Annotated in this window: 49 protein-coding genes; 37 read left to right on the top strand and 12 right to left on the bottom strand. The window is 61.6% G+C overall.

Annotated features, from left to right (window positions below; translation table 11 throughout):
- Nucleotides 1–10: 10 nt before the first annotated feature.
- From ACEN98_RS26045 to ACEN98_RS26005, 9 genes are all read right to left on the bottom strand, one after another.
- The gene (locus ACEN98_RS26045; protein ID WP_413387759.1) at nt 11–472 is read right to left on the bottom strand and encodes a DUF1367 family protein; all 462 of its coding nucleotides are present in this window, start codon (nt 470–472) and stop codon (nt 11–13) included.
- 1 nt (nt 473) lies between these two features.
- The gene (locus ACEN98_RS26040) at nt 474–977 is read right to left on the bottom strand and encodes a siphovirus Gp157 family protein (protein WP_413387758.1); all 504 of its coding nucleotides are present in this window, start codon (nt 975–977) and stop codon (nt 474–476) included.
- Nucleotides 974–1,552, bottom strand: coding sequence for an ERF family protein (locus tag ACEN98_RS26035; RefSeq protein ID WP_413387757.1), 579 nt, complete (start codon nt 1,550–1,552; stop codon nt 974–976). Before ACEN98_RS26035 ends, ACEN98_RS26040 begins: the two co-directional genes overlap by 4 nt.
- A 7-nt stretch (nt 1,553–1,559) precedes the next feature.
- The gene (locus tag ACEN98_RS26030; protein WP_413387756.1) at nt 1,560–1,739 is read right to left on the bottom strand and encodes a hypothetical protein; all 180 of its coding nucleotides are present in this window, start codon (nt 1,737–1,739) and stop codon (nt 1,560–1,562) included.
- Nucleotides 1,740–1,848: 109 nt separating this feature from the next.
- Nucleotides 1,849–1,998: a hypothetical protein gene (locus ACEN98_RS26025; protein ID WP_413387755.1), complete on the bottom strand. Its 150-nt coding sequence runs from the start codon at nt 1,996–1,998 to the stop codon at nt 1,849–1,851.
- Nucleotides 1,995–2,297 (bottom strand): hypothetical protein, encoded by a 303-nt coding sequence (locus ACEN98_RS26020; protein WP_413387754.1) that lies wholly within the window; start codon nt 2,295–2,297, stop codon nt 1,995–1,997. Before ACEN98_RS26020 ends, ACEN98_RS26025 begins: the two co-directional genes overlap by 4 nt.
- Before the next feature lie 37 nt (nt 2,298–2,334).
- Entirely contained in the window at nt 2,335–2,529 is a 195-nt protein-coding gene (locus tag ACEN98_RS26015) for a hypothetical protein (protein WP_413387753.1), read from the bottom strand.
- Nucleotides 2,526–2,873 carry a hypothetical protein gene (locus tag ACEN98_RS26010; RefSeq protein WP_413387752.1) on the bottom strand — a complete coding sequence of 116 codons (348 nt, stop codon included), beginning with the start codon at nt 2,871–2,873 and terminating at the stop codon, nt 2,526–2,528. Before ACEN98_RS26010 ends, ACEN98_RS26015 begins: the two co-directional genes overlap by 4 nt.
- Complete coding sequence (locus ACEN98_RS26005) at nt 2,870–3,499, bottom strand: hypothetical protein (protein WP_413387751.1); 630 nt, start codon at nt 3,497–3,499, stop codon at nt 2,870–2,872. Before ACEN98_RS26005 ends, ACEN98_RS26010 begins: the two co-directional genes overlap by 4 nt.
- Nucleotides 3,500–3,694: 195 nt before the next feature.
- On the opposite strand from ACEN98_RS26005, the gene ACEN98_RS26000 reads away from it, so the two are divergent.
- Nucleotides 3,695–3,949: a hypothetical protein gene (locus ACEN98_RS26000; protein WP_413387750.1), complete on the top strand. Its 255-nt coding sequence runs from the start codon at nt 3,695–3,697 to the stop codon at nt 3,947–3,949.
- Here the strand turns inward: ACEN98_RS26000 and ACEN98_RS25995 are convergent.
- The 3 genes from ACEN98_RS25995 to ACEN98_RS25985 form a co-directional block, all read right to left on the bottom strand.
- Nucleotides 3,939–4,301: a hypothetical protein gene (locus tag ACEN98_RS25995; protein ID WP_413387749.1), complete on the bottom strand. Its 363-nt coding sequence runs from the start codon at nt 4,299–4,301 to the stop codon at nt 3,939–3,941. The genes ACEN98_RS26000 and ACEN98_RS25995 overlap by 11 nt on opposite strands.
- Before the next feature lie 31 nt (nt 4,302–4,332).
- Complete coding sequence (locus ACEN98_RS25990; protein WP_413387748.1) at nt 4,333–4,671, bottom strand: hypothetical protein; 339 nt, start codon at nt 4,669–4,671, stop codon at nt 4,333–4,335.
- A 651-nt stretch (nt 4,672–5,322) separates the two neighbouring features.
- A complete protein-coding gene (locus ACEN98_RS25985; RefSeq protein WP_413387747.1) occupies nt 5,323–5,757 on the bottom strand; it encodes a hypothetical protein in 435 nt (144 codons plus the stop codon).
- Nucleotides 5,758–5,792: 35 nt separating this feature from the next.
- Between ACEN98_RS25985 and ACEN98_RS25980 the strand changes: the two genes are divergently transcribed.
- The 36 genes from ACEN98_RS25980 to ACEN98_RS25805 all read left to right on the top strand — a co-directional run bounded on the left by ACEN98_RS25980 (nt 5,793) and on the right by ACEN98_RS25805 (nt 26,491).
- The gene (locus tag ACEN98_RS25980; protein ID WP_413387746.1) at nt 5,793–6,029 is read left to right on the top strand and encodes a transcriptional regulator; all 237 of its coding nucleotides are present in this window, start codon (nt 5,793–5,795) and stop codon (nt 6,027–6,029) included.
- Nucleotides 6,030–6,155: 126 nt separating this feature from the next.
- The gene (locus ACEN98_RS25975; RefSeq protein ID WP_413387745.1) at nt 6,156–6,410 is read left to right on the top strand and encodes a hypothetical protein; all 255 of its coding nucleotides are present in this window, start codon (nt 6,156–6,158) and stop codon (nt 6,408–6,410) included.
- A gap of 72 nt (nt 6,411–6,482) precedes the next feature.
- Nucleotides 6,483–6,680: a hypothetical protein gene (locus ACEN98_RS25970; RefSeq protein ID WP_413387744.1), complete on the top strand. Its 198-nt coding sequence runs from the start codon at nt 6,483–6,485 to the stop codon at nt 6,678–6,680.
- 1 nt (nt 6,681) lies between these two features.
- The gene (locus tag ACEN98_RS25965; protein ID WP_413387743.1) at nt 6,682–6,888 is read left to right on the top strand and encodes a hypothetical protein; all 207 of its coding nucleotides are present in this window, start codon (nt 6,682–6,684) and stop codon (nt 6,886–6,888) included.
- Nucleotides 6,885–7,220, top strand: a complete 336-nt coding sequence (locus tag ACEN98_RS25960; RefSeq protein ID WP_413387742.1) for a hypothetical protein — start codon at nt 6,885–6,887, stop codon at nt 7,218–7,220. Before ACEN98_RS25965 ends, ACEN98_RS25960 begins: the two co-directional genes overlap by 4 nt.
- Nucleotides 7,217–7,708 carry a hypothetical protein gene (locus ACEN98_RS25955; protein WP_413387741.1) on the top strand — a complete coding sequence of 164 codons (492 nt, stop codon included), beginning with the start codon at nt 7,217–7,219 and terminating at the stop codon, nt 7,706–7,708. Before ACEN98_RS25960 ends, ACEN98_RS25955 begins: the two co-directional genes overlap by 4 nt.
- Nucleotides 7,705–7,962: a hypothetical protein gene (locus ACEN98_RS25950; protein WP_413387739.1), complete on the top strand. Its 258-nt coding sequence runs from the start codon at nt 7,705–7,707 to the stop codon at nt 7,960–7,962. Before ACEN98_RS25955 ends, ACEN98_RS25950 begins: the two co-directional genes overlap by 4 nt.
- A 1-nt stretch (nt 7,963) precedes the next feature.
- Complete coding sequence (locus ACEN98_RS25945) at nt 7,964–8,809, top strand: hypothetical protein (RefSeq protein ID WP_413387738.1); 846 nt, start codon at nt 7,964–7,966, stop codon at nt 8,807–8,809.
- Nucleotides 8,799–9,572: a hypothetical protein gene (locus tag ACEN98_RS25940; protein ID WP_413387737.1), complete on the top strand. Its 774-nt coding sequence runs from the start codon at nt 8,799–8,801 to the stop codon at nt 9,570–9,572. The genes ACEN98_RS25945 and ACEN98_RS25940 overlap by 11 nt, the downstream gene beginning before the upstream one ends.
- Nucleotides 9,569–10,147 (top strand): endonuclease domain-containing protein, encoded by a 579-nt coding sequence (locus ACEN98_RS25935; protein WP_413387736.1) that lies wholly within the window; start codon nt 9,569–9,571, stop codon nt 10,145–10,147. Before ACEN98_RS25940 ends, ACEN98_RS25935 begins: the two co-directional genes overlap by 4 nt.
- A gap of 2 nt (nt 10,148–10,149) precedes the next feature.
- A complete protein-coding gene (locus ACEN98_RS25930; protein WP_413387735.1) occupies nt 10,150–10,356 on the top strand; it encodes a hypothetical protein in 207 nt (68 codons plus the stop codon).
- A 126-nt stretch (nt 10,357–10,482) separates the two neighbouring features.
- The gene (locus ACEN98_RS25925) at nt 10,483–10,785 is read left to right on the top strand and encodes a hypothetical protein (protein ID WP_413387734.1); all 303 of its coding nucleotides are present in this window, start codon (nt 10,483–10,485) and stop codon (nt 10,783–10,785) included.
- Between the two features lie 50 nt (nt 10,786–10,835).
- Complete coding sequence (locus ACEN98_RS25920) at nt 10,836–11,078, top strand: hypothetical protein (protein WP_413387733.1); 243 nt, start codon at nt 10,836–10,838, stop codon at nt 11,076–11,078.
- Between the two features lies 1 nt (nt 11,079).
- Nucleotides 11,080–11,658 (top strand): recombination protein NinG, encoded by a 579-nt coding sequence (locus ACEN98_RS25915; protein ID WP_413387731.1) that lies wholly within the window; start codon nt 11,080–11,082, stop codon nt 11,656–11,658.
- A 109-nt stretch (nt 11,659–11,767) separates the two neighbouring features.
- Complete coding sequence (locus ACEN98_RS25910) at nt 11,768–11,998, top strand: hypothetical protein (RefSeq protein ID WP_413387730.1); 231 nt, start codon at nt 11,768–11,770, stop codon at nt 11,996–11,998.
- Entirely contained in the window at nt 11,998–12,171 is a 174-nt protein-coding gene (locus ACEN98_RS25905) for a hypothetical protein (protein ID WP_413387728.1), read from the top strand. The genes ACEN98_RS25910 and ACEN98_RS25905 overlap by 1 nt, the downstream gene beginning before the upstream one ends.
- A gap of 90 nt (nt 12,172–12,261) precedes the next feature.
- Nucleotides 12,262–12,555, top strand: coding sequence for a hypothetical protein (locus tag ACEN98_RS25900; protein WP_413387727.1), 294 nt, complete (start codon nt 12,262–12,264; stop codon nt 12,553–12,555).
- The gene (locus ACEN98_RS25895; protein WP_413387726.1) at nt 12,552–13,781 is read left to right on the top strand and encodes a PBSX family phage terminase large subunit; all 1,230 of its coding nucleotides are present in this window, start codon (nt 12,552–12,554) and stop codon (nt 13,779–13,781) included. Before ACEN98_RS25900 ends, ACEN98_RS25895 begins: the two co-directional genes overlap by 4 nt.
- A gap of 26 nt (nt 13,782–13,807) precedes the next feature.
- A complete protein-coding gene (locus tag ACEN98_RS25890; RefSeq protein ID WP_413387724.1) occupies nt 13,808–13,978 on the top strand; it encodes a hypothetical protein in 171 nt (56 codons plus the stop codon).
- Entirely contained in the window at nt 13,975–14,289 is a 315-nt protein-coding gene (locus ACEN98_RS25885) for a hypothetical protein (protein ID WP_413387723.1), read from the top strand. The genes ACEN98_RS25890 and ACEN98_RS25885 overlap by 4 nt, the downstream gene beginning before the upstream one ends.
- A 332-nt stretch (nt 14,290–14,621) precedes the next feature.
- Nucleotides 14,622–16,778, top strand: coding sequence for a portal protein (locus ACEN98_RS25880; RefSeq protein WP_413387721.1), 2,157 nt, complete (start codon nt 14,622–14,624; stop codon nt 16,776–16,778).
- Nucleotides 16,779–16,871: 93 nt separating this feature from the next.
- Nucleotides 16,872–17,771, top strand: a complete 900-nt coding sequence (locus ACEN98_RS25875; protein WP_413387720.1) for a hypothetical protein — start codon at nt 16,872–16,874, stop codon at nt 17,769–17,771.
- A 154-nt stretch (nt 17,772–17,925) separates the two neighbouring features.
- Nucleotides 17,926–19,200 (top strand): P22 phage major capsid protein family protein, encoded by a 1,275-nt coding sequence (locus tag ACEN98_RS25870; RefSeq protein WP_413387719.1) that lies wholly within the window; start codon nt 17,926–17,928, stop codon nt 19,198–19,200.
- A gap of 76 nt (nt 19,201–19,276) precedes the next feature.
- Entirely contained in the window at nt 19,277–19,576 is a 300-nt protein-coding gene (locus ACEN98_RS25865; RefSeq protein WP_413387718.1) for a hypothetical protein, read from the top strand.
- Nucleotides 19,573–19,971, top strand: a complete 399-nt coding sequence (locus ACEN98_RS25860) for a hypothetical protein (protein ID WP_413387717.1) — start codon at nt 19,573–19,575, stop codon at nt 19,969–19,971. The genes ACEN98_RS25865 and ACEN98_RS25860 overlap by 4 nt, the downstream gene beginning before the upstream one ends.
- Nucleotides 19,971–20,270, top strand: a complete 300-nt coding sequence (locus ACEN98_RS25855; protein ID WP_413387716.1) for a hypothetical protein — start codon at nt 19,971–19,973, stop codon at nt 20,268–20,270. The genes ACEN98_RS25860 and ACEN98_RS25855 overlap by 1 nt, the downstream gene beginning before the upstream one ends.
- Before the next feature lie 2 nt (nt 20,271–20,272).
- Nucleotides 20,273–20,740 (top strand): hypothetical protein, encoded by a 468-nt coding sequence (locus ACEN98_RS25850; RefSeq protein WP_413387714.1) that lies wholly within the window; start codon nt 20,273–20,275, stop codon nt 20,738–20,740.
- 4 nt (nt 20,741–20,744) lie between these two features.
- Nucleotides 20,745–21,959 (top strand): hypothetical protein, encoded by a 1,215-nt coding sequence (locus tag ACEN98_RS25845; RefSeq protein WP_413387713.1) that lies wholly within the window; start codon nt 20,745–20,747, stop codon nt 21,957–21,959.
- Nucleotides 21,960–21,976: 17 nt separating this feature from the next.
- Nucleotides 21,977–22,273, top strand: coding sequence for a hypothetical protein (locus ACEN98_RS25840; RefSeq protein WP_413387712.1), 297 nt, complete (start codon nt 21,977–21,979; stop codon nt 22,271–22,273).
- A gap of 2 nt (nt 22,274–22,275) precedes the next feature.
- Nucleotides 22,276–22,683 (top strand): packaged DNA stabilization gp4 family protein, encoded by a 408-nt coding sequence (locus tag ACEN98_RS25835; RefSeq protein WP_413387711.1) that lies wholly within the window; start codon nt 22,276–22,278, stop codon nt 22,681–22,683.
- Nucleotides 22,684–22,695: 12 nt separating this feature from the next.
- Nucleotides 22,696–22,992 (top strand): hypothetical protein, encoded by a 297-nt coding sequence (locus ACEN98_RS25830; RefSeq protein ID WP_413387710.1) that lies wholly within the window; start codon nt 22,696–22,698, stop codon nt 22,990–22,992.
- Between the two features lie 3 nt (nt 22,993–22,995).
- Nucleotides 22,996–24,399 carry a packaged DNA stabilization protein gene (locus ACEN98_RS25825; RefSeq protein ID WP_413387709.1) on the top strand — a complete coding sequence of 468 codons (1,404 nt, stop codon included), beginning with the start codon at nt 22,996–22,998 and terminating at the stop codon, nt 24,397–24,399.
- On the top strand, nt 24,392–25,087 hold the full coding sequence (locus ACEN98_RS25820; RefSeq protein WP_413387708.1) for a hypothetical protein: 696 nt from the start codon (nt 24,392–24,394) through the stop codon (nt 25,085–25,087). Before ACEN98_RS25825 ends, ACEN98_RS25820 begins: the two co-directional genes overlap by 8 nt.
- Before the next feature lie 3 nt (nt 25,088–25,090).
- Nucleotides 25,091–25,426, top strand: a complete 336-nt coding sequence (locus ACEN98_RS25815) for a hypothetical protein (protein WP_413387707.1) — start codon at nt 25,091–25,093, stop codon at nt 25,424–25,426.
- A gap of 127 nt (nt 25,427–25,553) precedes the next feature.
- The gene (locus ACEN98_RS25810) at nt 25,554–25,958 is read left to right on the top strand and encodes a cupin domain-containing protein (RefSeq protein WP_413387706.1); all 405 of its coding nucleotides are present in this window, start codon (nt 25,554–25,556) and stop codon (nt 25,956–25,958) included.
- Nucleotides 25,955–26,491 (top strand): aspartyl/asparaginyl beta-hydroxylase domain-containing protein, encoded by a 537-nt coding sequence (locus tag ACEN98_RS25805; protein ID WP_413387705.1) that lies wholly within the window; start codon nt 25,955–25,957, stop codon nt 26,489–26,491. Before ACEN98_RS25810 ends, ACEN98_RS25805 begins: the two co-directional genes overlap by 4 nt.
- The last annotated feature ends 2 nt before the right edge of the window (nt 26,492–26,493 follow it).

Genomic DNA, 26,493 nt, shown 5'->3' with positions numbered 1-26,493 from the left:
TGTCTCTCTTTCAGATGAAGCCCATCAGGCGATCGATTACCGCGTCCAGGTCGTCGCGGGTGTAGTTGATCAGGATGCGTTGCAGGATCACGTTGCAGGTCGCGTTGTACAGAGCGTCGAATTCGTCCTGATCCATGCTTGCAAAGCTGATCGACTTGGCCGTCAGGCGCGTCTCGCCCTTGAGATTCACGGCCATTTCGTAGAAGCCGGCGAGTACGACGATATCGTTGCGGAACTGGTCGAAGTTCTTGCCGACGACCTGGCCCTTGTAGGTCGCTTCAACCGGCTCCCACGCGTCGAATGCGACGTTCAGCAGTGCGAAGTATTTGCGGTGGTGCGCCGGGTTACGGTGCCGCTTGATCGCCGCGGTGACACCCTGCCCCAGCTTCAACTTGCCGATGAACTCTGCCGCCTGCGGATCCGCCGGGATCAGCGCGCCGCCGGGTGCTTTGGTCAAGACGAGCTCTTTCATGCTATTTGATCTCCAGTCGGGTGCCCTGTGCCAGTAGCGCGCCGGGCACATCATGGCCGTCCTGCAACGCAGCCTTGATCGCAGCCTTGTCCGGCGTAGCTGGTGGCGGCTCGGGCCGCTTCATGAACTCGGCCGGGATCAGGGCGGGTTCGAACACGTCGACGGCGACTGGGTTCTTCTTGATCGCCAGCGCGAAGTGCGGGCACTCGATCTTCGTCACGCCGGCCACTTCCATGCACGTCTTTGTGTACTCGCGCAGGTGCTCGACGCGCTTCTCGATCGCCTTGCGGCGCGCGGCCATCTCCGCCTCGGCCGACTTGATCGCGGAGGCGGTCGCGTCGAGATTCTTGATCGCGTAGGCCACGTTCTGTGCCTTGACCTCCAGCGGATACGATTCGGCCTCGATGGTGTCCGCGATCGCCTGCGCGTCGTCCTGTGTGTCCATCAAGCGTTCGACCATTGCGCGGTGTTCCTGGGCGATGGTGTAGAGAGAGAGTCCGTTCATACTTGCTCCGCGAGTTGTTGGGTCAGTTGTGCTTTGCGCTCGCTGGCGTGCTTCTGGAGCGCCTCTTTGCTATTCGGGTACATGGCGACGCCAGCTTTCAGGTGCTTCGCGATGTCGTCGACCGTCGCTGCGCCTTTAATCGCGTTCACGGCGTTAGCAAGGCCCATGCTGTCCGGTTTTGCTTCGCGGGTCGACTTCGTGGCTGCGTTACCGTCATCGTCTTCCGGAGCGATGCCGCAAGCGGCCATTAGCGAATAGCGGCGGGCGTAGGTCAGCGCGGATCCGTAGCCTTGCGGGTCTTGCTTCGATGCCGGGACATGCAGGCGCCCACCCTCCAGGCACTCGCCAGATTCATGGATGAACACCGTCTCGACGGTCACGCCCGTCATGTCCTCGTAGGTGCGCTGGATCAGGCCAATGCCGTTATTGTTCAGCGCATCGAGCACCGCTTCTACACATCCCGACAAGTCGACGTAGCGGCTGCGGAAAGCCGGGTTCGTGGCCGTTTTCAGGGCGGGCGCGAACTCCTTCTGCGCCTTGACGAATGCCCCGTAGATTTTTGCTTTGTCCGACATGGTTGCCTCAGAATGGTAGGTTGTTCTCTCGTACGTACTGCTCGTGCTGCTGGCGTTCCTGCTCGGTCATCACCGGGCGCCAGGGTTCGCCAGTCGCCGGCTTGACCGGCATCGGCGGCCACAGGGTCCGGCGCCGTGCCATCTCTTCGTACTGCTTGAGCGCGTCGGCTGCGTCTGCGTTGTTCATCAGGGCCTCCACATAGGGGTCGGTTCGTTCATCTCATCCAGCTGCTGCACTTCCGCCAAGATGAACAGGAAGGCCAGCAGGAACACGAGGGCTGCGGCGGTGTGGCGGATCATGGGAACTGAGCCTCCAGCACGCCGGCCAGCACGATCAGGGCGCCCAGCGCGGCGAACATGACGCCAGGGTGCTTGTCAGTCCACGACATACCGTCCAGGAACAGGCGGTCCATTACGCTGCGGCGAGCGAAGCGGGCGGCGATCATGCGGCGCTCCCGGTGGCTTTGGCGATGGCGGCGCGGGCCGCGTCGATGCGCGCTTGCGTGTCAGGACCGCCGATGTGGTTGCCGACCGCATCGGGCAGAAGCGCCTGCAGGGCTTCCAGCAGATCCGGCGCCGCAAGCATCGTATTTGCGGCCTCGATCAGCATCCGGTGCTGTTCGGCGTAGGCGCCGTCCTGATTTACCGTCATCAGGCTCTCGGCCGCACGATTGCGGCGCGCGGCGACCTCCTTCCGCAACTGGCCGACCCACAGCGGGCCGAGCGTCGATACGTCATCCATCATTGCTCCTCGTTCTGATCCGGCGCCGCCGGCGGTTGGTTTATTGGTGCGGTGCCTGTGCCGCTTCGATATCGCGGGCAAGCTGCAGCTCGCTCTCGACAGCCCGCAGCGCGATGTCCAGCCCGGCGACCAGCCCTTCTGTGAAGTTGTCGGTGTGGCTGTGCTGCGTGTTGCGAGCGGCGCGGATGCACCTGCTCAGCGCTTCCAGGCTCCGCGTCGTGGTCATGGCGCTCATATCAGCACCCCGATCGTCCGATCCCACGCCATGCGCTCGAGACGTGCCCAGCGCGCCTGCTCCTCGCGCACCTGCTCCATGCGCTCGACCTGCTTGATCGCGAGGTTTTCCGCATCCGACTCGATCACCTTGTCGCGCACTTGGATGAACGTCAGTTCGCCGGTCACGAGCTTGTTCAGGTCGTCGTAGGCAAACGCGAGGTAGTCGGTAACGCAGTCGCCAACTTCGCGGATCGCGGCCTTGTCGCCAGCTGCGATCAGGGCCTTCGTGTAGGCAGCGTTCTTTTCGAGCAGCTCGGCGATCTTCGCGTCGCGGGCCTCTTCGAGGGACATGCGGGCGTTCATGCGGCCTCCGCTGCGCGAGACTCGGTACGCGCGCAGATACGGCGCAGCTCGGCTTCTTGTGCTTGTTCGGCAGCGTCCCTGGCAGCGTCCCTGGCAGCGTCCCTGGCAGCGGCCCTGGCAGCGGCCCTGGCAGCGGCCCTGGCAGCGGCCCTGGCAGCGGCCCAGGCAGCGTCCCTGGCAGCGTCCCAGGCAGCGGCCCAGGCAGCGTCCCTGGCAGCGTCCCAGGCAGCGGCCCTGGCAGCGGCCCAGGCAGCGTCCCTGGCAGCGTCCCAGGCAGCGGCCCAGGCAGCGTCCCTGGCAGCGTCCCAGGCAGCGGCCAGTTCTTCGTCCGTTGCCTCGCCATTCGCGTGACGCTCCGCGACGTTCAGTGCGTTCTTGCTGCGCTCGTCGGTCATCAGGTGCTCAACCTGACGTGCGCACCACACAGCGAACAGGCGAATCTCACGGTCATGGCCTTCGACAGCACGCAGGCACCACAACGCGTCGTCAAGCCCGTTGCTGTCGAGGATTTGCGTGATGCTGACCGGCTCGTCGTCGGCCTTGGTCTTGTTCAGCGCGCGCAGCAGCTTCGTCCAGCCTTCGTGGCACGGCGAGTGTTCGCGGATTTTGTTCAGGGTCGTGTACACGGCTTCTCCAAGGTTCGTGCCCTGAGGCTGTTGCCTGCGGGCCGGTTGCGATGGAGTTACTTTAGTGCTTACTAAACTCAAAGTCAAGCATTTACTAAAGTGATGTGCGAAAATTGTTTAGCCCGACTACCTCGGGCGCGCCGGCCCGGCGTCAGGGCGTGAAAAAGCCGCGTCGTGCGCGGCGGGGAGGATGAGATGGAAGAGTTGGTACAGGACGCGCGGGACAGCGATGACTTGGCGCTGCTGCTGGAAATGCCGAATGGTGATGTGCAGCGCTTCCCAGTCAATACCGATGAAGAAAAGCAGCAGTTGTGTGCTGTACTAGATGGGCTTCCAGAAGAGACGCGACAGAAGCATTGGGATCAAGCGATGGCTGCGCTTGACGCTAACCCCGAAAAGAAGGCCATTCCGATTCCTTTGCCAAATGGGCGTGTGCTGGTCATTTTCTAAGTGCTGTCAAAAATTCTCTCCATACTATTGGAGGAAATTTTAAGCCAACGATTCTGCCAGACTGCGTTTCCAAATGAAGCATTGCGCCATCATCTGTTGTGGATTGGGCTCTCAATTTAATTAAAATGGGGGCTTGCTCTGAGCCTGCTTTTAGCCGTATGGGTGAATGCTGACCTAAATTTCTCCAATCTTTAGCAAGCACGCCTATTTGAGACAACAGGCCCACTGGAATCCATATTGCGCGGGTTTTCGATCCAATATCGAAATCGAAATGAAATAAGTTATTTTGACTATCGTACGACAACAAAAAACCTAGCACATCATCAGCAAGCACATGGCTACCTTGATCCATATCTATCTCCATTCCCCGCCACGAGCGGGGATTATTTAGCCGGTACTAACTCAGGCGACAACACTGCCGCCTTTCTCCAAAACTCTTCTTCAAGGTGACGAAATGTCTTATGAAAAGCAGCCCCGGCAATCTTCGCAGCGTCCGGCGGCATATCGGGCTGAAAAGGAAATTGAGTTTCTGCGCGAAGCACGCGCAGGGTTTGCGAAAACGCATAGCACAGAAGAGCCCGACTTTGTTCGGGATGCTCGGCAGCGCATCCGTGCCGCGACAGAAGGGATAGTAGAGGTGCTTCGCCAAAATCAGACCAAAATACCTGATAAGCCAAGCCCTCGCCCAGCTTTTCGTAAATGCTCTCGTCGAAGGAATCCAAATAAGCCTCGCAAGTTTCGTTAATGAAAATTCCGGCTAGGGCGGGGATTATTTTTTATCGAACGAGGAAATGGGCGGCCGACTTTCTCTCGTAATACAGCGAAATTGAATCTCTGCCCTTGGATAATTGCCGAGAATAAATGGTGGCTTCGACTCCGTTTCTTGAAGCACTTGCGGAACTAGGCCCTTCGCGCCACAAAATTGCCCCGCTTCGCCGTAAGCTTCCGCCTTTAAATTACCTAAGCCGCCAATCCCGCTAGCGGCTTGCCGCGAAACCATATATGTATCTCCGCCCGTAGCGATTACGCCAGAATTGCTGGCACAGCCCGCCAGTAGAAAGACCGACACAAACCCGATATTTTTCAATATATTCCTCATCCTTCGGCATCATGGCGTGCCGTAACGCCTTGCGTAAATACGTTTGTGTCGATCTAAAATGCAGATCGATTCACAGGTGTAAAAGTGGCAAACCTCGTTGTCGGACACTGGAAAAAACAACTGTATGGGTGTACAGTTGTTTAGCGTTCTGGACTTGGAGGGGACCATGATGAGGCTGGACAAAGAGTTCGATATGATGTTTAAAGCACTAGATGCAGAAGCTCAAAACTACGTCCGGGGGGTGCTGCGGAACGAGTTTGAGCGAGCCGGTAAATCAGCGCGTCCGCGGCTTCGCCTTGTCGCCGGCGCCCAGGTTCTTCCTGGCCTCGGAAAAGGCGTAGTCGATCCGATCCCGGTCGGCGGGGCCGGCTAGGCGGTATATTTCAATCATCTCAGCAGCCTTCTTGAGCATTTCATCGGCCGACCTCTCGGCCGCAATCACATCCCATCCCGTCGGCTGCTCAACCTTTTTTTCAGTTCCGTCCTCTCCATCGGGCTCTTGATCTAAGAACCCGGCCCCCATCCTGTACTGCTCCTCAAGGCGACGCGCAACCCGCTCGCCGAATGACCCGTCGGCCTTCAGTTGCGAGAACAGACTGCGCTCCTTAGCCGGGGTGCCGTGCTCAGCAATCCAGCGACGCAGGTTCTCCCTACGAATTTCCGTAATGTCCATCCGCAACAGTTTAGAGATTTCTAAATTAGTATTCACTTGACTTGTGGTTTAGCACTTACTAAACTGCTGACATGGACCTCAAAACTTACATCTCAGCCGAACGCGGACGCGCTGCAGCACTGGCTGCCGACTTGGGCGTCTCCCCTTCATACCTGTCTCAGATGGCGAATGGACAGGCTCCTATTTCACCGGAACGCTGCGTTGAGATCTGGCAGAAGACTGGCGGTGCCGTCACTCGCCAAGACCTCAAACCCAACGACTGGCCACGCATTTGGCCCGAGCTGATCGTCCATCACGCATCTCCATAGCAATAACCCGAACACCCTCTTCCGCGCGCCAAAAAAGTTGCCCGCAGGAAGAAGCCATTTAGCAACAGCAGTACCCGCCGGCCGCAAGGCTGACCAACGTAACCCGCAACACCAAGGAGAAACACCATGTTTTACAACCCTGAAGCCCGCATCGACACGATTGAGGTCTGCGTGAACGAGGCCGAAAAGAACGCCGCGAAGGCGCTCTGCAAGGCGCTCGGAATCGGAGTCTCGACGTGGTACCGGAACCTCGGCAATGCCGAATTGCAACGCCATGGTATGCCCCCGGGCAAGCCGAAAGAATCCGGAGGTTGTCGGGGTATGGGGCGCCCGGCCAGTCGTGCGGGTGGCGCAAAGGGTGGCGTACGGAGAAATCTTTAATGGCTTCCGTCTGCGCCACGAAGAGGCAAAAAAATAGCCCGGAGGGAGACCGGGCCTGAAAAGGATAAACGAATGGACACATTATCACCTGAAAACAAGGCAGCAACCAAGGTAATCGCGAAAGCGTGCACCTGGGCGGATCGTCGCAAGGCCATGCAGGCTGCGCCGGCGGACAAGGTGGCACGTGCAGCTGGCCGGTACAAGGTCAGCATCAACGAGTTGACCGAAGCGGTCGAGCACTACCGCAAGGCCGGCGAGAAGGGGCGCTGACATGGATGAATCAATCCAACCTGTCACCCCCTCGGTCATGCGCGAGCGCGGAGCTGATGCGTACGATCGTGGCCTGACCATCGACGACCACAACATGAACCCGAGCGCCCTGGCCATTGCCGACTGGCGCGAGGGCTGGCTGCAGCGCCGCGCGCAGGTCTGCGCCGAACAGATGCTGATCGCTGCTCTTGGGATGACGCCGCCATGACAGCGCGCCGCTTCCCTGTCACCGATATCCAGCGGGCAGTGCAAGACTGCCTGTCTACCGCTCCGCGCGTCGTCGACGAACTGGAGCGTCTTACCGGCTACCCGTCCTCTTCCATCCGTGTCTGTCTCGCGCGCCTGGAAGAGGAACAGTTGGTCCACCGCGAGCGCATCGGCATCAAGCGCGCTGCCGGCTACTACTACCTCTGGCATTCCGGCCCCGCGCCGAAGACTGACGCCACCGCTGCACAACAACCCATCACCAAGCACGAGCCGAACAACCGTCGCGATTACCTCGTCGCGGCCCTGTTCGGCCAAGCAGGGGAATCCAAATGAGTCGCTCGAAGAACCCCCGTAAGCAATATCGTCCGCGCCCGGTCTCGCACCATGGTGGCCTCGTCGCCATCGCCATGTGCCACGCACGCGGCGAGAACGCATCCACCCTCAAGCCGGATCAGGTCACGGACCTCGGCGTCGCCTACTGGCTCTCGTTCGAGAACCTGCGTGCTGGTGACGCCAACGAGGAATCGTGGTCATGCGTCGCCTGCGCGCTGAACGTCGGCCTCGTCCTGTGCGAGAAAGGTATCGGCGCCGAATACGAGCAGCAGTTGGTCGCCGCCCTCGACGGTGCTTTCCGCGCCAAGATCCGAAGCGCCAAGTCCGGCAACTTCCGCCTCGATGGCCAGGCGCTGCGCGAGATCGAAACCGCCCTGCAGATCCACGACCAGCAGATGGTGATCGCCAAGAGCTGGGAAGTCACCGCGGCGATGAACACGATCTACAAGCGCCTCGCTGAGGGCAACGTGTATCAGGAGGCTGCATGAACGGTCTGATCAGCGTCCAGAAGTGGCTCGGCCGTCGTGGCGATCCGCTGACTGTCGAGAGCATCCAATTCACCACCCGCGCCGGCAAAACGTGCCGTGGCTGCCTCTTTGACGGCCAGCCCCTGTCCGCATGCAACCGTGCCGTAGAAATCGCCCTGCGGGCCGATATGCCCCACTGCGAAGACGACGGCGTCGTGTACGTGGCAAAGGAAATCGACCCGCGCCAGGCAAACCTGTTGGACAAGGAGCACTGACGTGGCCCGTATCCGTTCTATCAAACCTGAGTTCCCGCAGTCGGAGAGTATGGGAAACGTATCGAGGGATGCGCGCCTGACCTTCATCCAGCTTTGGACAATTGCCGACGATGAGGGGAGGCTTCGCGGAAATTCGCGAATGCTCGCGAGCCTTCTTTTTCCCTACGACGACGACGCACCGGCACTGATCGATGGCTGGCTGAAGGAGCTCGAAGACGAAGGGTGCATCGTCCGCTACAAGTCGGGCACGCAGAGCTACGTGCAGCTCTGTAACTGGTTGATTCACCAGAAGATCGACAAGCCTTCCAAGTCGAAAATCCCACCATTCGACGAATCCTCGCGAATCGTCGCGAAGCCTCTCGAAGTGTCGTCGGAGGAAGGGATCAAGGATCAAGGAGAGGAAGGGAAAGAACCGGAGGAACAAACCCATGTCGAGCGTCGCGTTGCGTCGCCCGACCGCGATGTCGTCGGTGAGGTGTTCGCCTACTGGCAAAAAACGATGAACTCGCCTGGCTCCAAGCTGGACGACAAGCGCCGCAAGGCGATCGTCAACGCCCTGAAGCTCTACGAGCCTCGTCAGGTCTGCGAAGCGATCCTGGGCTGTTCTCGCAGCATCTGGCACATGGGGCAGAACGACCGCCACCGGAAGTTCAACGGGCTCGACTTGATCCTGCGCGACGCCGAGCACATCGACATGTTCATCGAACTGGCCAGCAAGCGGACCACTGGGCCGGAGAGCATCGAGGACCGTAACGCCCGCATCCTTGCCGAGCTGATGGCCAAGGACGTGCACACAGACCCCGACGTGATCGACGTCGAAATGCCGGAGGTGGACCATGCGTCCTGAAGACCTGCCCCAGTTCGCCAAGCTGCTGGCCGACGTGCTGGCCGGGTACGGCAAGCCGCTGCCCGAGAAGGCCGAAATCGGCACCTGGTTCAAGCAGCTTTCGCCGTTCGAACCAGCCGTTGTCCGCAAAGCGTTCGAAGCCTACCGCATGGACCGCCCGGACTTCGCGCCTGTGCCGAACGGGATCGTCGCCCGCTGCAAGCTGCTGGACGGCCGCCCGGACGAAAACGAAGCGTGGGCCGTGGCAATCACCAGCCAGGACGAGCACGAAACCGTCGTTTGGACGAGCGAGATGGCCGAGGCGTTCAATCTGGCCCGCCCGCTGCTGGCCACCGGTGACGAGATCGGCGCGCGCATGGCGTTCAAGGATGCCTACAAGCGCCTCGTCGACGATGCCCGCGCGGCCAACAAGCCGGCGCAGTGGTCCGTGTCGGCCGGGTGGGACGCTTCGCGCCGTGCGATCGCCGTCAAGAAGGCAATCGTCGCCGGCCTGCTCGCAGGGCCGCAGCCACATCTGGCCCTGCCGAACGAATCTGGCCTGCCCGCTGAAAAGCCCGAGGGACTGAAAAAGCTCCATGAAGCCCTCGCGCAGATGGAAGACAAGAACCGGCAAGCGGCCGAGCAGTACGAAGCCCAATTGGCTGAAGAAGAGAAGGCCGAGCGTGCGCGCCGCGAAGCGCTTGACCAGAAGGTGCGCGACTACCTGGCCGCACATCCCGAGGCTCGTTACGGCCAACTGTTGAACACGCAGGAGAAAGCATGAAAAACGAATCCCTGGGCCAGCGTTTCGCGCGCATCCGTGAGCACTACAAGACCGAACTGCCGCGCATGATGGCCGTCTACGAGGAAACCGGACGCTGTCACTTCGACCCATATCGTCTGGACTTCACCACCGATATGACACCCATCGAGTATTCGGTCTGGTGCGACATTCGCGGCACCTGTCTGCCCTTCTACCCGCAGATCCCGGCGCTGCAGTACTTCCTGGACTTTGCTGACCCGTTTAAGAAGATCGCGATCGAGTGCGACGGGGCTCAGTGGCACGACGCGGAAAAGGATGCGAAGCGTGATGCCCGCCTGAAGGAAATCGGCTGGACGATCTACCGCATTCCCGGCCGCGTATGCAAGCGCCTCGTGACACCGCCGCTGGATCTACTGCACGAGAAGTGCGAGCGGGACTATTCGATGGAAGAGGCGCTTCGCATCGTCGGCCCGCACGCGCGCGACTGGTATGCCAACACGTCTGAAGGGATCGTCAAGGCTATCGGCGTAATCCACTACGGCCAGTCATGTCCGTTCGTCGACGCCGGCATGTTCGTGCGGCCGATCGCGAGCTAACCATGAACCGCCCTCCCACCCCCTGCCCCCTGTGCCAGCGCTTCACCGTCACCGGCCGCAACGCACCTCAAGGCCACGGCTACTGCGACGGCTTCGAGAAGTTCAGGCGACACGACGACACCAACGAGGCATGCCCTCTGTTCAACCGGGCGAAGGACGAGGCGAGCAGGAAGCGGTGGGCGGAACAACAAAAGGAGACGACGACATGACAAAACAGCAAGCCTACGAACGCATCGCCGCCCTGCACTTCTCCATGCTCATGCCCCGGCTGGGCGTGGGGATGAGGGCATAGAGACCATTTCGCGCGAGAGCGCAGATAACCACAAGGAGAACACATGAAGTCCAAATCCAAAGCCCAGCAACGCCAATATCCCCGCGATGTGTGGGTGCTGTCGCCGGCCTACATCGTGAAGCAAGTCACGGTCGTGAGGAAATGTGGCTGGTCCACGATCACGGATTACGGCGATGTCACGGAGGCGGGAAAGATCTACCGCCCCGAAGCGATGCATGCCAGCAAGGAGGACGCAATCGCATGGGGTCGCGCTCAGATCGCGGCGCGTGGTGAGTACTTGGCAAAGCAGCATGCCCTGCTCGACGTCCGCCGCATCAAGCTCGACAAGGCTGAGGCGAAAGCTTAACCACCCCGCCCGGCCGCCGGGCGGCACAACAACGATAGGGAGAACCTGAGATGAACAAGATACGCGACCTGATGAACAAGACTTCGTGGGGCTGGATCGTCGCCCTAGGCATGGTGCCGATGATGATCGGCGGCTGTGGCATGCGTGATGACACCGACCCGCCGAACGGAATCAGCGGCGTCGATCCGATCACGGACAACGCCACGGGCTGCCAGTACCTGTACCGTCGTCATGCGATGGTCCCGCGCATCGCCGCTGACGGTAAGACGCACATGGGCTGCAAGGGAGCGTGACATGCTGAGATCCGCCCTTAACCGCTCCGGCACCATTTCCCCCAAGCGCATGCGCAAATGCGCCGTGAAGGGCTGCGCCAACCGCTTCCAGCCCCGGAACATGGGTCACAAGGTCTGCGGCCCGGAATGCGCCGCCATCCACGCAGCGGCCGAACGCCAGCGCCTGGACGCGAAGCAGACCCGCGACCGCAAGCAGGCCATGAAGACGCGTAGCGACCATCTCAAGTCCGCGCAGGCCGCATTCAACAAATTCATTCGGGAACGGGACGCGCATCTGCCGTGCATCAGCTGCGGCCGATTCCATACGGGCGCCTATGACGCGGGGCATTACCGCTCGGTCGGTGCACAGCCAGCGCTGCGTTTCCACGAAGACAATTGTCACAAGCAATGCGTCCCCTGCAATCAGCACAAGAGCGGCAACGTGGTCGAGTACCGCCTCGGCTTGATCGCTCGCATCGGCGCCGAGCGCGTCGCGTTTCTCGAGCAAGAGCACGCGCCGGCCAAGTACACCATAGAGGACTCCAAGGCAATCAAGGCGCATTACGCAGCCAAGCTGCGCGCACTGAAGGAGCAAGCATGAAACCAATCGTAATCGGCATCCTCTGGCTCGCCGCCTCCGTGCTCGTCGGCTGGCTCGCCGGCAGCTTCATCCGCGTAGGGATGGTCGATCTGCAACGGGAGGACGTAGCGTGAACCTTCCGGCAGACTTCGTGAATGAAGGCCTCGAATTAGCCGCCGCCCTGTCGGTGCTCGGCGTTCCAGTTGAAACTCTCTCGCGTGATGAACTGCTAGCTGTCGCTGCACATGGCTGGGCCTCCTATCATCGTTCGATCGACGATGGGCGCCGTAGTCTTGAACTTATGGGCAGCTTGTTGCGTATCCGCTCAGACATGACCAACATGCAACGGGAGGACGCGTAATGGCCAAGAGCACCTTCACCAAGACGCCGGCCGAGGTCTACGCGCGCATCCAGGCCGACCCGATGCGTTATGGCAAGCGCAAGGAGAAATACCGCGTCGAGTGGCATCGCCGCAAAGGCCAGCCCGTTCCGCCGCGCCCTGTTGCCAACCCGTTCGCCGCGCTCGGACTATGACCGACGACGGCAAGCTCATGAAACTTCCTACGCGCGTTGACTGGCGGCAAAATTGAGACACATTCCACACCTTTTGTCAGATTCATACACATGAGCGATCCAGTTAAAAAAACGGGAAAAAACCTGCCTCCCGGCCCGGGTCGCCCAAAAGGTATGCCCAATAAGACAACGCGTACCGCCAAGGAGGCGATCGCGCTCGCCGCTGAGAAGCTGGGCGGCGCTGATCGTCTCGTCGCATGGGCGCAGGAAGAACCGCAGAACGAGCGCGTGTTTTGGGGCACGATCTATCCGAAGCTACTGCCGTTGCAGGTGACCGGCGAGGACGGTGGCCCGGTCCAGATCGCCGAGATTCGCCGTGTGGTTGTCGACGTCCCCAAGAAATGACCGTTCTCGACATACAGACCCCGCGCATCTACCTGCCATTCCTTGAGCCGGCGCGATACAAGGGCGCGCACGGTGGCCGAGGTTCGGGCAAGTCCCACTTCTTCGGCGAGATGCTGATTGAGCGGTCGCTGATGACCAAGACGGATGCTGTCTGCGTGCGTGAGGTCCAGAAGTCGCTCGCGCAATCGGTCAAGAAGCTCTTGGAAGGCAAGATCGAATCGCTGAATGCCGGCGCCTACTTCGAGGTGCAGGACGCAAAGATCAAGTCGCGCAACGGTGGGCAGATCATCTTCCAGGGCATGCAGAATCACACGGCCGACTCGATCAAGTCGCTGGAAGGGTTCGACGTCGCATGGGTAGAAGAGGCTCAGTCGCTCAGTCAGCGCTCACTCGACCTGCTGCGCCCTACGATCCGTAAGCCCGGCTCGGAAATCTGGTTCACGTGGAACCCGCGCGAGGCAACTGATCCTGTCGACGCCCTGCTTCGCTGCGCGAACCCGCCGCCGAACTCGACCGTCGTTGAGGTCAACTACACCGAGAATCCGTGGTTCCCCGACGTGCTGCGCGACGAGATGGAGTACGACAAGCGGCGCGACCCGGACAAGTACGCGCACGTGTGGCTTGGCAAGTACGAGCAGAACAGCGAGGCCCGCGTATTCAAGAACTGGAGCATCGAGGAATTCGACGTCGATCCGACCGCCGTGCTGCGCCAAGGCGCCGACTGGGGGTTCTCTGTCGACCCGACCGTGCTGATTCAGTGCTACATCATCGGCCGAAAGCTGTACGTGCCATACGAGGCATATCGCGTCGGCTGCGAGATCGTCGATACGCCGGAACTGTTTATGACCGTTCCCGACAGCGAGAAGTGGCCACTAACTGCGGACAGCGCGCGCCCGGAGACGATCAGCCACATGCGCAAGAACGGCTTCCCGAAGATCATGCCGGCCGTGAAAGGCCCGGGCAGCCTCGAAGACGGCATCGAGTGGCTGAAGTCGTTCGATATCGTTGTGCACCCTCGCTGCCAGCACCTGATCGACGAGCTGACGCTGTACAAGTACGAGACGGATAAGCTGACCGGCCTCGTTCTGCCGAAGCTGGCCGACAAAGACAACCACGTGATCGACGCGCTGCGCTACGCGTGCGAGGGAGCACGCCGAGCACAGGCGCTGAAGAAGCCGCAAGCATCCACGCCCATCCCAGTAGCCTCGCCGTTCAGGCGCCGGTAGAATGGCTGGATTACAACGGAGGGATGATGGGATTTCTGATGATCTGGCCGCTCTTGGTGGTCGCGATGGCTTTGCTATACCGCTGGCATGTGCTGCGGCAGGTAGAGCTGCGAAATGAACGCATTACGCGCGCTTACGTGGAGGCCGTTGAGCGGAGCATGGAGTTCCAGCGCGAATTGTTCGAGGCCGCACGATGAACGACGAGAATCCATTCCGCAAGGGTGAGTGGCGAGACGGCAACTTCTACCCATACAAGAGTCAGGCCGACATGGGCTCGACCGAGGCAGAGCAGGCCGCACGCCAGCGACAGGTCACCTCACGGCAACTGGGCGTCGATGAGATGGCCATGAAGAGCGAGCGTCAGTTGCGTGAGATGCTGGAAAACTTGCAACAAGAATACCAAATGCTTGCCGCACCAATAATCAAGGCGCTAGTCGACATTGAGGCGATGAAGCCGCCTCCGCCTATCATCATCGAGGCCGCAGCCAAGACCGGGAAGGCCATGTAATCCATTGCTTGTAAACGCGGCGCAATCACTGCATACTGTTGACTGCACGCTGGCGAGGCCGCCAACTGCTCGGATTGCCACCCCGAGCTACCCGACCGTCAATCGGGAGCCTGATGTAAGTTCAGGCGCCACACGCATGCTGATTGTCACCACGGAATTACGTGGGTTTGCGGGTCAAACCGCAGTCGGCAGTCGTGTGGCGATGTAGTCGGTCGCAGGTGTATGCCACGGCCGGTGAGTTGAAAAACACTCCGCCAATCCTTTCAGTTCTATTTCTCCTCCGCAATCCATAGCTGTAGACTATCGGAAATTCATTCCGAGAGGCATCAGCTATGAGCCGACCCAGCAACGCCGAGCGCCTGAGCGCGAAGCACGACTTCTTCCTGCGCGACTTCGACGCCATACAGTGTGCGACGCGGGACACGCGCATCCAATGCCTGAGCGACCGCCGCTTCTACTCGATTCCGGGCGCACAGTGGGAAGGCCCGGTTGGTGATCAGTTTGCCAACAAGCCGCGCTTCGAGTTCAACAAGACTCACCTTGCTGTGTTGCGGATTATCAACGAGTACCGCAACAACCGGATCACGGTGGACTTCGTGCCGAAGGACGGTTCGCAGGCTGATGAACTGGCCGACACGTGCGACGGGCTGTTCCGCGCCGACGAGCAGGACTCGGGCGCGCAGGAAGCCTATGACAACTGTTTCGAGGAAGGAACGAGCGGCGGCATGGGTGCGATCCGGCTGCGCGCGCGGTATGAGGACGAGCTTGACGACGACGACGACCGCCAGCGCATCGCTATCGAGCCGATCTACGAGGCGGACTCGTGTGTGTTCTTCAGCCTGGACGGCAAGCGGTACGACAAAGCCGACGCGCGCCGCTGCTACGTGCTGTCGTCGATGACGCGGGACGACTACGAGAACGAGTATGACGAATCGCCAACGAGCATGCCGCAGTTCATCACGCGCAACATGTTCGACTGGGTGACGCCCGACGTCGTGTGGATCGCTGAGGTCTACGAGGTCGAGGAGAAATCGGAGCTCGTGCACTTCTTCCGTGGGCTGGCACTCGGTGACGACGAGCCTGACGAGATGGAGGTCACGCAAAAGGAGCTTGACGACGAACCGAACAAGCGCGCCGAATTGGAGGCACGCGGTTTCCGCTGGATGCGCGAGAAGCGCCGCAAGGTGCGCAAGGTCCACAAGTACATCATGAACGGCGCGCGGATCCTGTCGGACGAGGGCTACATCGCCGGCACGTGCATTCCTGTCGTTCCGTTCTACGGCAAGCGCTGGTTCGTCGATGGCATCGAGCGTTGCCAGGGTCATGTGCGCCTGGCTCGCGACGCTCAGGTGCTGGACAACATGATCAAGTCGTGGCTTGCCGAGATGGCGAGCCGGTTCGACATCGAGAAGCCGATTCTCACGCCCGAGCAGATCAACGGCCACGCGGAAATGTGGGCACAGGACGCAATCGAGAAGTATCCCTACCTGCTGATCAACCCCATCGTGGACACGGTGAGCGGCCAGCAGATCATCGCACCGATCGGCTACACCAAGGCGCCGAACATGCCGCCGGCAATGGCCGCCCTCGCCCAGCTGGCCGCGCAGGCGCTCGAAGACATGCTCGGCAACCAGCAGGCCGGCGAGCAGTTGCAGCCGAACCAGTCGGGCAAAGCCGTCGAGCTCATCCAGCAGCGCCTGGATATGCAAGTGTTCATCTACCTCGACAACTTCAAGAAGTCGGTCAAGCGCATGGGCGAGATCTGGCAATCGATGGCATCCGAACTGCTGCACGAGCCAGGCCGCAAGATGAAGACCATCGACCACGGCGACCAGACCGGCACGGTCGAGCTGATGAAGCCGATGATCAACAAGGAGACGGGCGAGCGCTACCTCGCCAACGATCTCAGCAAGGCCAAGTTCGATGTGGTTCCGGACGTCGGCCCGTCGTCGGTGAGCCGCAAGGCTGCACTCGTGCGCGAGTTGACCGGCATCCTCGGCATGACGCAAGACCCCGAGACGATGACCATCGTGACGTCGATGATCCTGATGAACCTCGAAGGCGAAGGGATGAGCGACATCCGCACGTATTACCGTCGCAAGCTGGTCAAGATGGGCGTCATCGCGCCGACCGACGACGAGAAGCAGGAACTGATGGCCGAGCAGCAGCAAGCCGCCAGCGCGCCGCCGGACCCGCAAAGCCAGTTCCTGTTGGCGTCCGCGCAGAAGGCCGCAGCCGATGCGCAGACCTCGCAGGCCAAGACCGCGCTCACCGAAGCACAGACCGAGAAGGCGCGCGCCGACGCAATCGCGGTTCTCGCCGGCATCGGTCAGGATCAGGCAGCGCACGCGTTGTCGATCGTGCAGCACGTGGACGGCCAGCAGATGGCGCAGGCTCAGCTTGCCCATCAGGTCCAGCAAGCGGCGCAGCAGGCCGCCCAGCAGGCGGCACAGCAGAGCGAAACGCCAGATGCGCAACAACCTTCCTGAATCCTTTGATCTTCGTTGCAGATAGGATAGTTTCTGCCTATCATTTTGCCCAATGGCATCCACCGGGCCTATCGGTGAGTAACGAGGATTCTGATGGACATCGACAACGCAGGCGAGGTAGTGCAGGACGAGCAACTGGACGACACGCAGGCACAGGCCGACGAACAGCAAGCCGAGGGCGAGACGCCCGAAGGTGAGCAGCAGGCCGAGCTCGCTGCCCAAGCCGAAGATGATGGCGAAGTCGTCATCACCATTGGCGACGAAGCGCCGCCCGCGCCCGAGGATGAAGTGGACGGCAAGCCGGCGCCCGCATGGGTGAAGGAACTGCGCAAGGAGGCTCGCGAGCTGAAGAAGCGCAACCGCGAACTGGAGCAGGCCGTCGCAGCACGACAAGCGGCCGAGGCGCCGAAAGTGGATCCGGTTGGCGAAAAGCCGACTCTGGAATCCTGCGATTTCGACGCCGAAGCCTACGGCGAAAAGCTGCTCGCCTGGAACGACGCGAAGCGCAAAGCGGACGAGATGGCCGCCAAGCAGCGCGAAGAACAGGAAGCAGCACAGGCCGCATGGAATTCGAAGCTGACCTCGTACCAGACGGCCAAGGCATCGCTCAAGGTCTCCGACTTCGACGACGCCGAACATCTGGTGACGTCGACGATGAGCGCAACGCAACAGGCGATCATCCTGAAACTGCCGAAGCCGGAACTGATGGTCTACGCCGTCGGCAAGAACCCGGCGAAGGCGAAGGAACTGGCGGCCATCAAGGATCCGATCGATTTCGCGTTCGCCGTCGCAAAACTGGAGACGCAATTGAAAGTTCAGCCCCGCAACGCCCCGCCGGCACCGGAAAACAAGGTGCGCAGTACCGCAGGCGCCGCAACCGCCATCGATAGCACGCTGGCACGCCTCGAAGCCGAGGCAGATCGTACCGGCGACCGTACGAAGATCATCGCGTACAAGGATGAGCAGCGCCGTAAAGCAGCACAAGCCGCGTAAGCAGCCGTAAGCCGCGCACGTCAGCGCGTCACCAAGGATTCGCCCACCTACGGGCAGTTGCAGCACATGAAAGGCCCCCGTCCGGCCGGAAACGGATGAGCGAAGTAGCACGCGCACAGAGCGCAATTCACTCAACCGTTTTCATGGAGCCATCATGGCAAATTCGTTCTCGAAAGAGGAAAAGGTAGCGTTCGACATGGCCCTGGAGGGCTTTCAGGACGCCGGCATCATCTCCAAGCTGTTCAAGAAGCAGACCTTCGACGGCACCGAAGCCGAGCGCACCGGCAATACGTTCTGGCGCCCGATGCCGTACGTCGCGCAATCGTTCACCGGCATCGACCAGTCGGCCAACTTCAACCGAAACTACACGCAACTGTCCGTCCCGGCGACGCTGGGCTACAGCCACTCGGTCCCGCTGACGCTGTCCGCGACCGAACTGCGCGACATGCTGCAAGAGCAGCGGCTGGGCAAGGCCGCAATGCAGCGCCTGGCATCGGACATCAACGTCGACTGCTCGAACCTCGCGGCCCTGACCGGCACCGTCGTGATCAAGCGCACGACCGCCGCATCCGGCTACGACGACGTCGCGGCCATCGACGACGCGTTCAACCGCGTGGGCGTGCAGATGGACGGCCGCAAGCTGTGCCTGCCGTCGAACCACTACAACAGCATGGCGTCGAACCTCGCCGGCCGTCAAACCCTGTCGGGCAAGACTCTGACGGCGTACGAAAAGGCCGCTGTCGGCCAGATCGCCAACTTCGACACGTTCAAGCTGGACTACGGCTACCGCCTGACCGCTGCTGCCGGCGTGACCGTGACCGTCAACGGCGCGAACCAGCGTTACGTCCCGAAGGCCACGAGCACCGCGGCTACCGGCGAGATCAGCAACGTCGACAACCGTTTCCAGAACCTGACCATCGCCGTCACCAGCGGCACCGTGAAGGTGGGCGACGCGTTCACCATCGCGGGCGTCAACGAAGTTCACCACATCACCAAGCAGGATACCGGCAACCTGAAGACCTTCCGCGTCACGGCCATCGTGTCCGGTGCGGGTGGCTCGGGCGTCGTCACCATCTCGCCGCCGATCATCGCTGCCGACTCGTCGCCGACCGATCCGGAACTGCAGTACAAGAACGTGACCGCCACGCCGGCCAGCGGCGCCGCCATCACGTGGTTGAACACCGTGTCGAGCGTCGTCGCGCCGTTCTGGCAAGACGAAGCCTTCGAGATCATCCCGGGCAAGTACCAGCCGGCGCAGGACTCGGGCATGTCGGTCATGTCGGCCACCACCGACAACGGCATTACCGTGACCATGGCGCGCCAGGGTGCGATCGGTGATCTGTCGACCAAGTACCGCTGGGACGTTTTTTACGGCCTTTGCAACTTGCAACCCCAAATGTCGGGGATCGAACTTTTTTCGCAGACGTAATTCTCCGTTGTCTCCTCCGTCCGGTTTATCCGGGCTTTGCGGCCCGCCTCGTGCGGGTCGTTTTTTTAGGATCGCCATGGGAATCCTCGGCACTTTCAAGAACATGTTCGCCGGCCAGGCTAAGGCCGCGACCGAAGCTGCGCCGGAGCCGGTGCGGATCGATACCAATCTGGCGCCAGGTAGCCGCGTGCATCACGAGTACTTCGTCGGTGACGCGCCGGACGCCGACGGCAAATGGTCGTGGCACGCACGTGTGTACGCCGACAATGGCGCCGTCAACGAAGAGCGCGGTCGTGCTGATTCGCGAGAACTGGCACGCAATGCCGCGCTGACGTGGTGCGCCCGCGTCAAGGCGCAGCTGGGAGGTGAAGCATGACGCTCGGCCTCAACACCACGACGCGGAACAACCGTCTCAACCAGATCAAGACGGCGATCGATGCCGGCGGCGCTGCTGGCTTCCTGCGTGTCTACGACGGCACGCGGCCGGCGACAGGCGGCACCGCTACCAACCTGCTCGCGCAGCTCACGCTGTCGTATCCGTCCGCTCCGTCAGCATCCGGCGGCACGCTGACCTTCTCCGCCATCACATCGGCCACTGCCGGCGCGACCGGCACGGCAACGTGGGGGCGCATCGTCGACTCCACTGGCGCATTCGTCGCGGACTGCAGCGTGGGCACGTCCGGCGCCGACTACATCCTCAATACCACCACGATCACGTCCGGCGTGCAGGTCTCGTGCACGAGCGCTGTTCTCACGGAAGGGAATCCGTAATGGCCACCTATGTAGAACTCTTGAACGCATCGGCTAACGACATGCTGCGCCAGAAGGTGCGCGTGGCGTGCGTCATCGCGGCCGAGAAGGTGCGCACCGAAGCCACTGGCACGACGAACCATGCGGCCCGCATGGCTTGGGCAAAAGCCGTTTATGCCAACCCCGAGGCCGAGGGCAACCGGATGGTATGGGCGGTGCTCGCGCAGAACGCGGGTGTGACCCTTGCGCAGATCATCGGTGCTACGGATGCCACCGTACAGACTGCGGTGGATGCTGCGGTTGACGTGTTCGCGAGCTGACCATGACGACCGCGAAAATCTCTCAAGGCTCTCGCACTCAGCTCTCCGGCGCCGCTGCCGCACTCAACAGCCTTGCCAGCGCGACCTATGTCGCCGTTGGCACGATAACGCACAACAGCGGCGGCAAGGTGCCGCTGGAATGCTTCGTTGAACTGGCTGTCACACCCGGCACCGTGTCCGGCAACAAGCAGGCCGTGCTGTTCGCGCAGGCATCACTCGACGGCACGAACTTCGACACCGGCCCGACCAGCGGCACGACCACGACGGACGAGCCGAACCTGATTTTCGTCGGCGTGCTGCCGCTCAACTCGAACGCTACGCTGCAGCGCAAGAAGTTCTCGTTGGCGAATGCTCACGGCGGCGTGCTGCCCTATGCGACGAAGCTGATCGTGAAGAACGACAGCGGCGCCGCATTCGCCTCGTCGGGCAACGACGTGTACACGCTCGACCTGAGCGGCGACCTCACGTAAGCCGATGCTGTCCCTGCTCGTGTCATCCTGCTACACGCAACAGCCTCAGGGGGCTGTGCAGATCGACTGGTCGAACCAAATCGCCCAGTCTCTTGCGTTCGCGTTTGTGCACGGCGCGCTTGCATTTGGTTTCTGCGTCAATGGGCAATCTAACATTCCATATGCTGGCGCGACGCCGGTGGCAACGGCCGCAGGGATCGGAGCGAAGTCCAACTCCAGCACGAGCCGTGCATATCAGATCATCGGCAATCATGGTCTGACGACAACGAATTACAGCCTATTCGCGGTAGCGACCGCGTCGGCCGGCGTTACCCAAAACGCGATCGACATGGACAATGGCGGCCCGCGCTATTTCCAATTCCGCCTCAGCGGAAACAAAGTTGATTTCATCCCGTTCAACACCAGTGCAGCGGTTACCGGTCAGCCGGTGATGCCGAATTCCCTGACGACGGCAGAACTGATGTGTGGCGTGCGAATGGGTGCGACCGCAAGTGCGACGCGCACGGCAGCATTCCAGAACGGCCAGATTGCAACGGCCACCCCAACGAACTTAATCGCGCCGACTACAGCGTTGCCAGTCGGCATAGGCGCGCGAGCAAGCGGCACAGCCGGCGGATGGACTACCGGTGGGCTGGCCATGGTGCTCGGCTGGTCACGCACGTTGGCCGATGCCGAAATGCTGTCCCTGTGCGCCAATCCATGGCAACTCTGGAAGCTTCCTTCGCGGCGCCTCTGGTACGCCACCACTTCGGCGTCCGATGCGACCGGATCCCTGGCCGCAACATTGGATGGCGCGACTTTCGTCGCCACTGGGCAGATCATCGCGCAAGGTGCGTTCGCCTCGACCATGAGCGGCGCCGCGTTCACTGCATCGGGAACCGTCGGCAATGCTCCATCCGGCACGATCGCGAGCATGCTGGCTGGCGCATCGATGGCGGCCACAGGAAACGTCACGAACGTCGGTGCTTTCGCCAGCACGTTAGGGGGCGCAAGCATGGTCGCGAGCGGTGCAGTCACGAACCGTGGCGCCTTGGCTTCGACGCTGGACGGGGCGACGCTGGCCGCGTCAGGCGCCGTCAATGCGAATGCATCCGGCTCCTTTGCCAGCACTCTCGACGGTGCCACGTTCGCGGCCGGCGGTTACGTTGGCACGCCGCCCGCCGCACCCGATTTCTTCATCCGATTACCCAAGAACCCGAGGCATTTGCTTCGACACTGATCACCACAGGAGGAACCATGTCCAACACGACCATGCTGTACAAAGCCCCGGGTCCGCACGAAATCCACGGCGGCCGCTTCGACTACACGATCGTCAATGACGACCAGATCGAGGCGACGCTCGCCGCCGGCTGGTACCTGACCACGACCGAAGCGAAGGCCGCGCACGAGGCTGCATTGCAGGATGCCGCAGACAACGCCCCGCCGACGCGCGACGAACTGAAGCGCAAAGCGGACGAGCTGGGCCTGTCCTACCCTGGCAACATCCCGACTGAAAAACTGTCGGCGATGGTCGATGCCGCACTGAAAGGCTGATCATGTGGACCAAGCAGCAGCTTATCGAAGCGGCATTCGGCGAACTGGCCCTCGCGCACGTCGTGTTCGACCTGGACGCCGACACGCTCGAAAGCGCGCTGCGTACGCTCGATTCGATGATGGCTGAGTGGGCTGATCAGGGTATCTCGATCGGCTACGCGTTGCCGGCCACGCCCGACGATTCGAACATCGCTGATGATTCGGGCATCCCGGACGGCGCGAATCGGCCGGTCTACATGAACCTCGCCGTGAATCTGGCATCCAGTCGCGGCAAGACGCTGACGCCGCAGACCATCGCGGCAGCCACTCGCGGCTATAACGCCCTGCTCGGCGTCGCCGTTACCCCTATTGGCCAGTCGTCCGGCCTCCCGCTCATTGGCGCCGGCAACAAGCCGTGGCGCTGCTTCTAACGAGGACTCATCATGACCATCAAAGCACCCGTTCAACCAGGCTACGGTACCGGCCAAGTCCTGACCCCGGCGGCCGGCGCCGCAACCGCTACGCTGACGCCCGGCAGCAAGCAACTGATCCTGACGAACCTCGGCGCGAACGTCTGCTACGTGCGCGTCGGTACGGGCACGCTCACCGCCACCACGGCCGATTACCCGGTCCCCGCCGGCGCACAGGTCGTCATCACGAAGGCCATGGGCGACGACAAGCTGTCGCACATCTCCGCGACCGGCACGACGCTGCACGTGATGTCGGGCGAGGGCTTCTAAGCCATGCAGATCCCAATCCTGAGCGGGATCGTGGCTGACGAAGGTCCGGATTTCAGGACCAAGTACCCGCGCAATATGATCCCCGTGCCCCGCGCGCAGGGCATCAGCGCGGGCTACTTGCGCCCGGCAGATGGCATCACTCAGATCGGCACCGGGCCGGGCGTGGATCGGGGGGCGATCAACTGGAATGGCCATTGCTATCGCGTGATGGGTGGCAAACTCGTGCGTATCGAGTCGAACGGGGTGGTTACCGCGCTGGGCGCCATTGCCGGATATGGCTCGGTCAGCATGGACTACTCCTTTGATCGCCTTGCCATCGCCGGCGGCGGCAACCTGTATTACTGGAACGGGTCAGCATTGACCCAGGTAAGCGACGCAGACTTAGGCGAAGCGCTGGACGTGATTTGGGTCGGCGGCTACTTCATGACCACGGACGGCACATCGAACGTCGTCACAGATCTCAATGATCCAATGTCCGTGAACCCGCTCAAGTACGGCAGCAGCGAGGCGGATCCGGACCCGATCAAGCGCAACCTCAAGACACGAGCCGGCGAGGTCTACTCCGTCAACAGGTACACGATCGAGATGTTCGAGAACGTCGGAGGACTGGGCTTCCCGTTCAGCCGCATCGAGGGCGCGCAAATCAACCGCGGCGCCATCGGCACGCATTGCGTCGCGCTGTACGGCGATCAGATTGCATTCCTTGGCGGCGGCCGTGGCGAACCTCCGGCCATCTGGCTCGGCATGAACGCGGCATCGCAAAAGGTGTCGACTGGCGAGATCGATACGCTACTGCTCGACTACACCGAAGCGCAACTTGCAGCATCGGTCATGGAGACACGCGTCACGAAAAATCACCAGCTGCTCTACCTACATCTGCCCGATCAGACGCTGGTGTACGACGGCGCCGCATCGGCCGTGCTGGGCGAGCCGGTATGGTTCACGGTCGATTCCGGCCTGACGTCGCCGGCGCAGTACCGTGCGCGCAACTTCGTGTGGTGCTACGACCGCTGGCTGTGCGGCGACCCGACGTCAGGCGCGCTGGGGGAGCTGGACGAAACTGTCTCGACGCACTACGGCCAAGTCGTCGGCTGGGAGTTCGGTACGAGCATCCTCTACAACGCCGGCATGGGTGCGATCTTCCACGAACTGGAGCTTGTCGCGCTGCCCGGGCGAGTTCCGCTCGGCGCCGATCCGGTCATCTGGACATCGTACTCGCTGGATGGCGAGACGTGGAGCCTGGAGCGATCCATCAAGGCCGGGCGTCAAGGTCAGAGAGCGAAGCGCCTCGTGTGGATCGGTCAAGGCAGCATGCGCAACTGGCGCATCCAGAAATTCCGGGGCACGAGCGACGCGCATATCGCCGTCGCCCGACTGGAGGCAAAATTGGAGCCGCTGAATGCCTAAGCTGAACTTGAGTCGTGACGTTCTCGCCAAGATCGCACAGGGCAATCAGCGCGCCGTGATCGCGCTTGAGCAAGTGTTCGATGATGTCGGCGACACGTTCCCGTCCACGATCGAGGAAGCGAACGCCCTTGCCGGATCTGCTCTAGCCGTGGCGCAGAGTAATGCCGCATTGCTGTCATTGCTCGTCGACGCGCTTTCGCGGCTTGAGACCATGCCGGCGCAGGTTCCGCAGGTCGACAGCGACGATACGACGCCGCGCACGCACTTGGGAACGATCAGCGCGCAGAACCACGACTCCGTCGCGATCACCGGCGGCACGGCCAATTTCGATGCCGGCACAGTGGCCGCACCGAGTCTGACGCTGGGCGGCGATACATCGTCTGGCCTCTACCGCAGTGCCCCCGATGTGCTCGACATCGCGATCGCGGGCGCGAAGCTGATCGAACTGGCAACGCAGTTGGTGACCATCACAGGAGCACTGACCGTCTCGAACCAGATCACGTCCACCGTTGCTACCGGCACGGCGCCGCTCGTCGTCGCGAGCACGACGCTTGTCGCGAACCTACATGCCGCCGTCGCGGATAGCCTCGGCACCGCGTCCGCATATCCGGCGAATGCCACCGATCTAGCCTCGTGCATCACGCTAGCGAATGCGCTCAAGGCCGCCAACACTGCAAAAGGAGTTTGACCCATGACCACGACCCCCGCCGTCCTCATCGAAGGCACATTCGCCGCCGCTACCGCCACGGCCAGCGTCGGCGCCTATTACCTGTCCGACCAGTGCGTAACCGCCGTCGACAAGCTCACGTGCACGAACGAAGGTGCTGTTACCGCAACCGCGACCGCGCAACTGTTCGCGCCCGATGGCACGTCGGTGCAGACGTTCGCGAAAGCGCTCGTCGTCGGCGCCTCGTGGCCCTTCCCCGATATTGTCGGTCACACCATCGCCAGCGGCGGGAAACTGACCGTCACTTGCCCCACCGCGAGCACGATCAAGGTGCGCGCAAGTGGCCGCAAGTTCACATAGTCATGAATCCTTTCTATCCTGATTGCAATTTCTCATAGGATATTTCTATAATTCAGCATCTGCCCGTTTCTTGGGCAGTAGCTGAGTCCAGGCTACCAGCGGCCATGAACCCCGAACGGGAGAAATCATGCTGCTGGACCCCGGCACATCGCAAGACCTGGCCTCTCAGGCACGAATCCCTACTCGCAAACAGGTCGAGCTCGCACACCACTTCGCAGACGGCCTGTACGCGAAGGAAACCTCGTTCCCCGCTGGATCGATTCTGGTCCAGCACCGTCACCACTACGACCACTTCGCCTTGCTGGCGGCGGGTATGGTGGAAGTCGAAGTCGACGGCCAGCGTACCATCGCGCACGCGCCGCAGCTGCTCACCATCCGCGCGCACCAACATCACGGCGTGAAAGCGCTGACCGACGTCGTCTGGTTCTGCATCCATGCTACCGACGAAACCGATCCGGCCCACGTCGACGAGGTGCTAATCGAGCGTCCGGACGCCGCACAGATGCTGGCCATCGCCGAGGGCTTGGCGTGAACAAAATTCGCCTGTTGGCCTCGGGCCTGAACGTCGAGCCGATCCGCGCGGCCCTGGCGGCCAACCCGCACCTGTGGGACCAGCATACCGCCCGCACCGCAAGCATCGACTCGCCGCACCACGGCCTGTCCGACATCTGGGCCCGCTTCGCGCCGCCCGGCGCGAACGGCGACGCCGACCACGACGCTATCTGGTATCCGGCGGCTGAATGCCTGCCGCTGCGCGAACTGGTCTATCCACTCATGGCCGCGGTGCACGGTGACCGCCTCGGCGGGGTACTAATCACGCGCATCCCGCCAGGCGCCGAGTGCAAGCCGCATGTCGACCACGGCTGGCATGCGCGCTACTACGACAAGTTCGCGATCCAGATTGCGGCTGCCCCAGGTCAAGCCTTCTGCTTCGAAGGTGAGCAGCTCGTCACCGCACCCGGCGACCTGTTCTGGTTCGACAACTCGTATTTGCACTGGGTGACCAACCCGACCACGCACGAGCGCATCACGCTGATCGTGTGCATTAAAACCGACAAGGAGTAGCC

The sequence above is a fragment of the Massilia sp. CT11-137 genome (genome assembly GCF_047302885.1).
GTDB classification, from domain to species: Bacteria; Pseudomonadota; Gammaproteobacteria; order Burkholderiales; family Burkholderiaceae_D; genus Telluria; species Telluria orientalis.
Note: the sequence above shows the minus strand (reverse complement) of the source record. Positions and strands in the feature narration are given on the sequence as shown.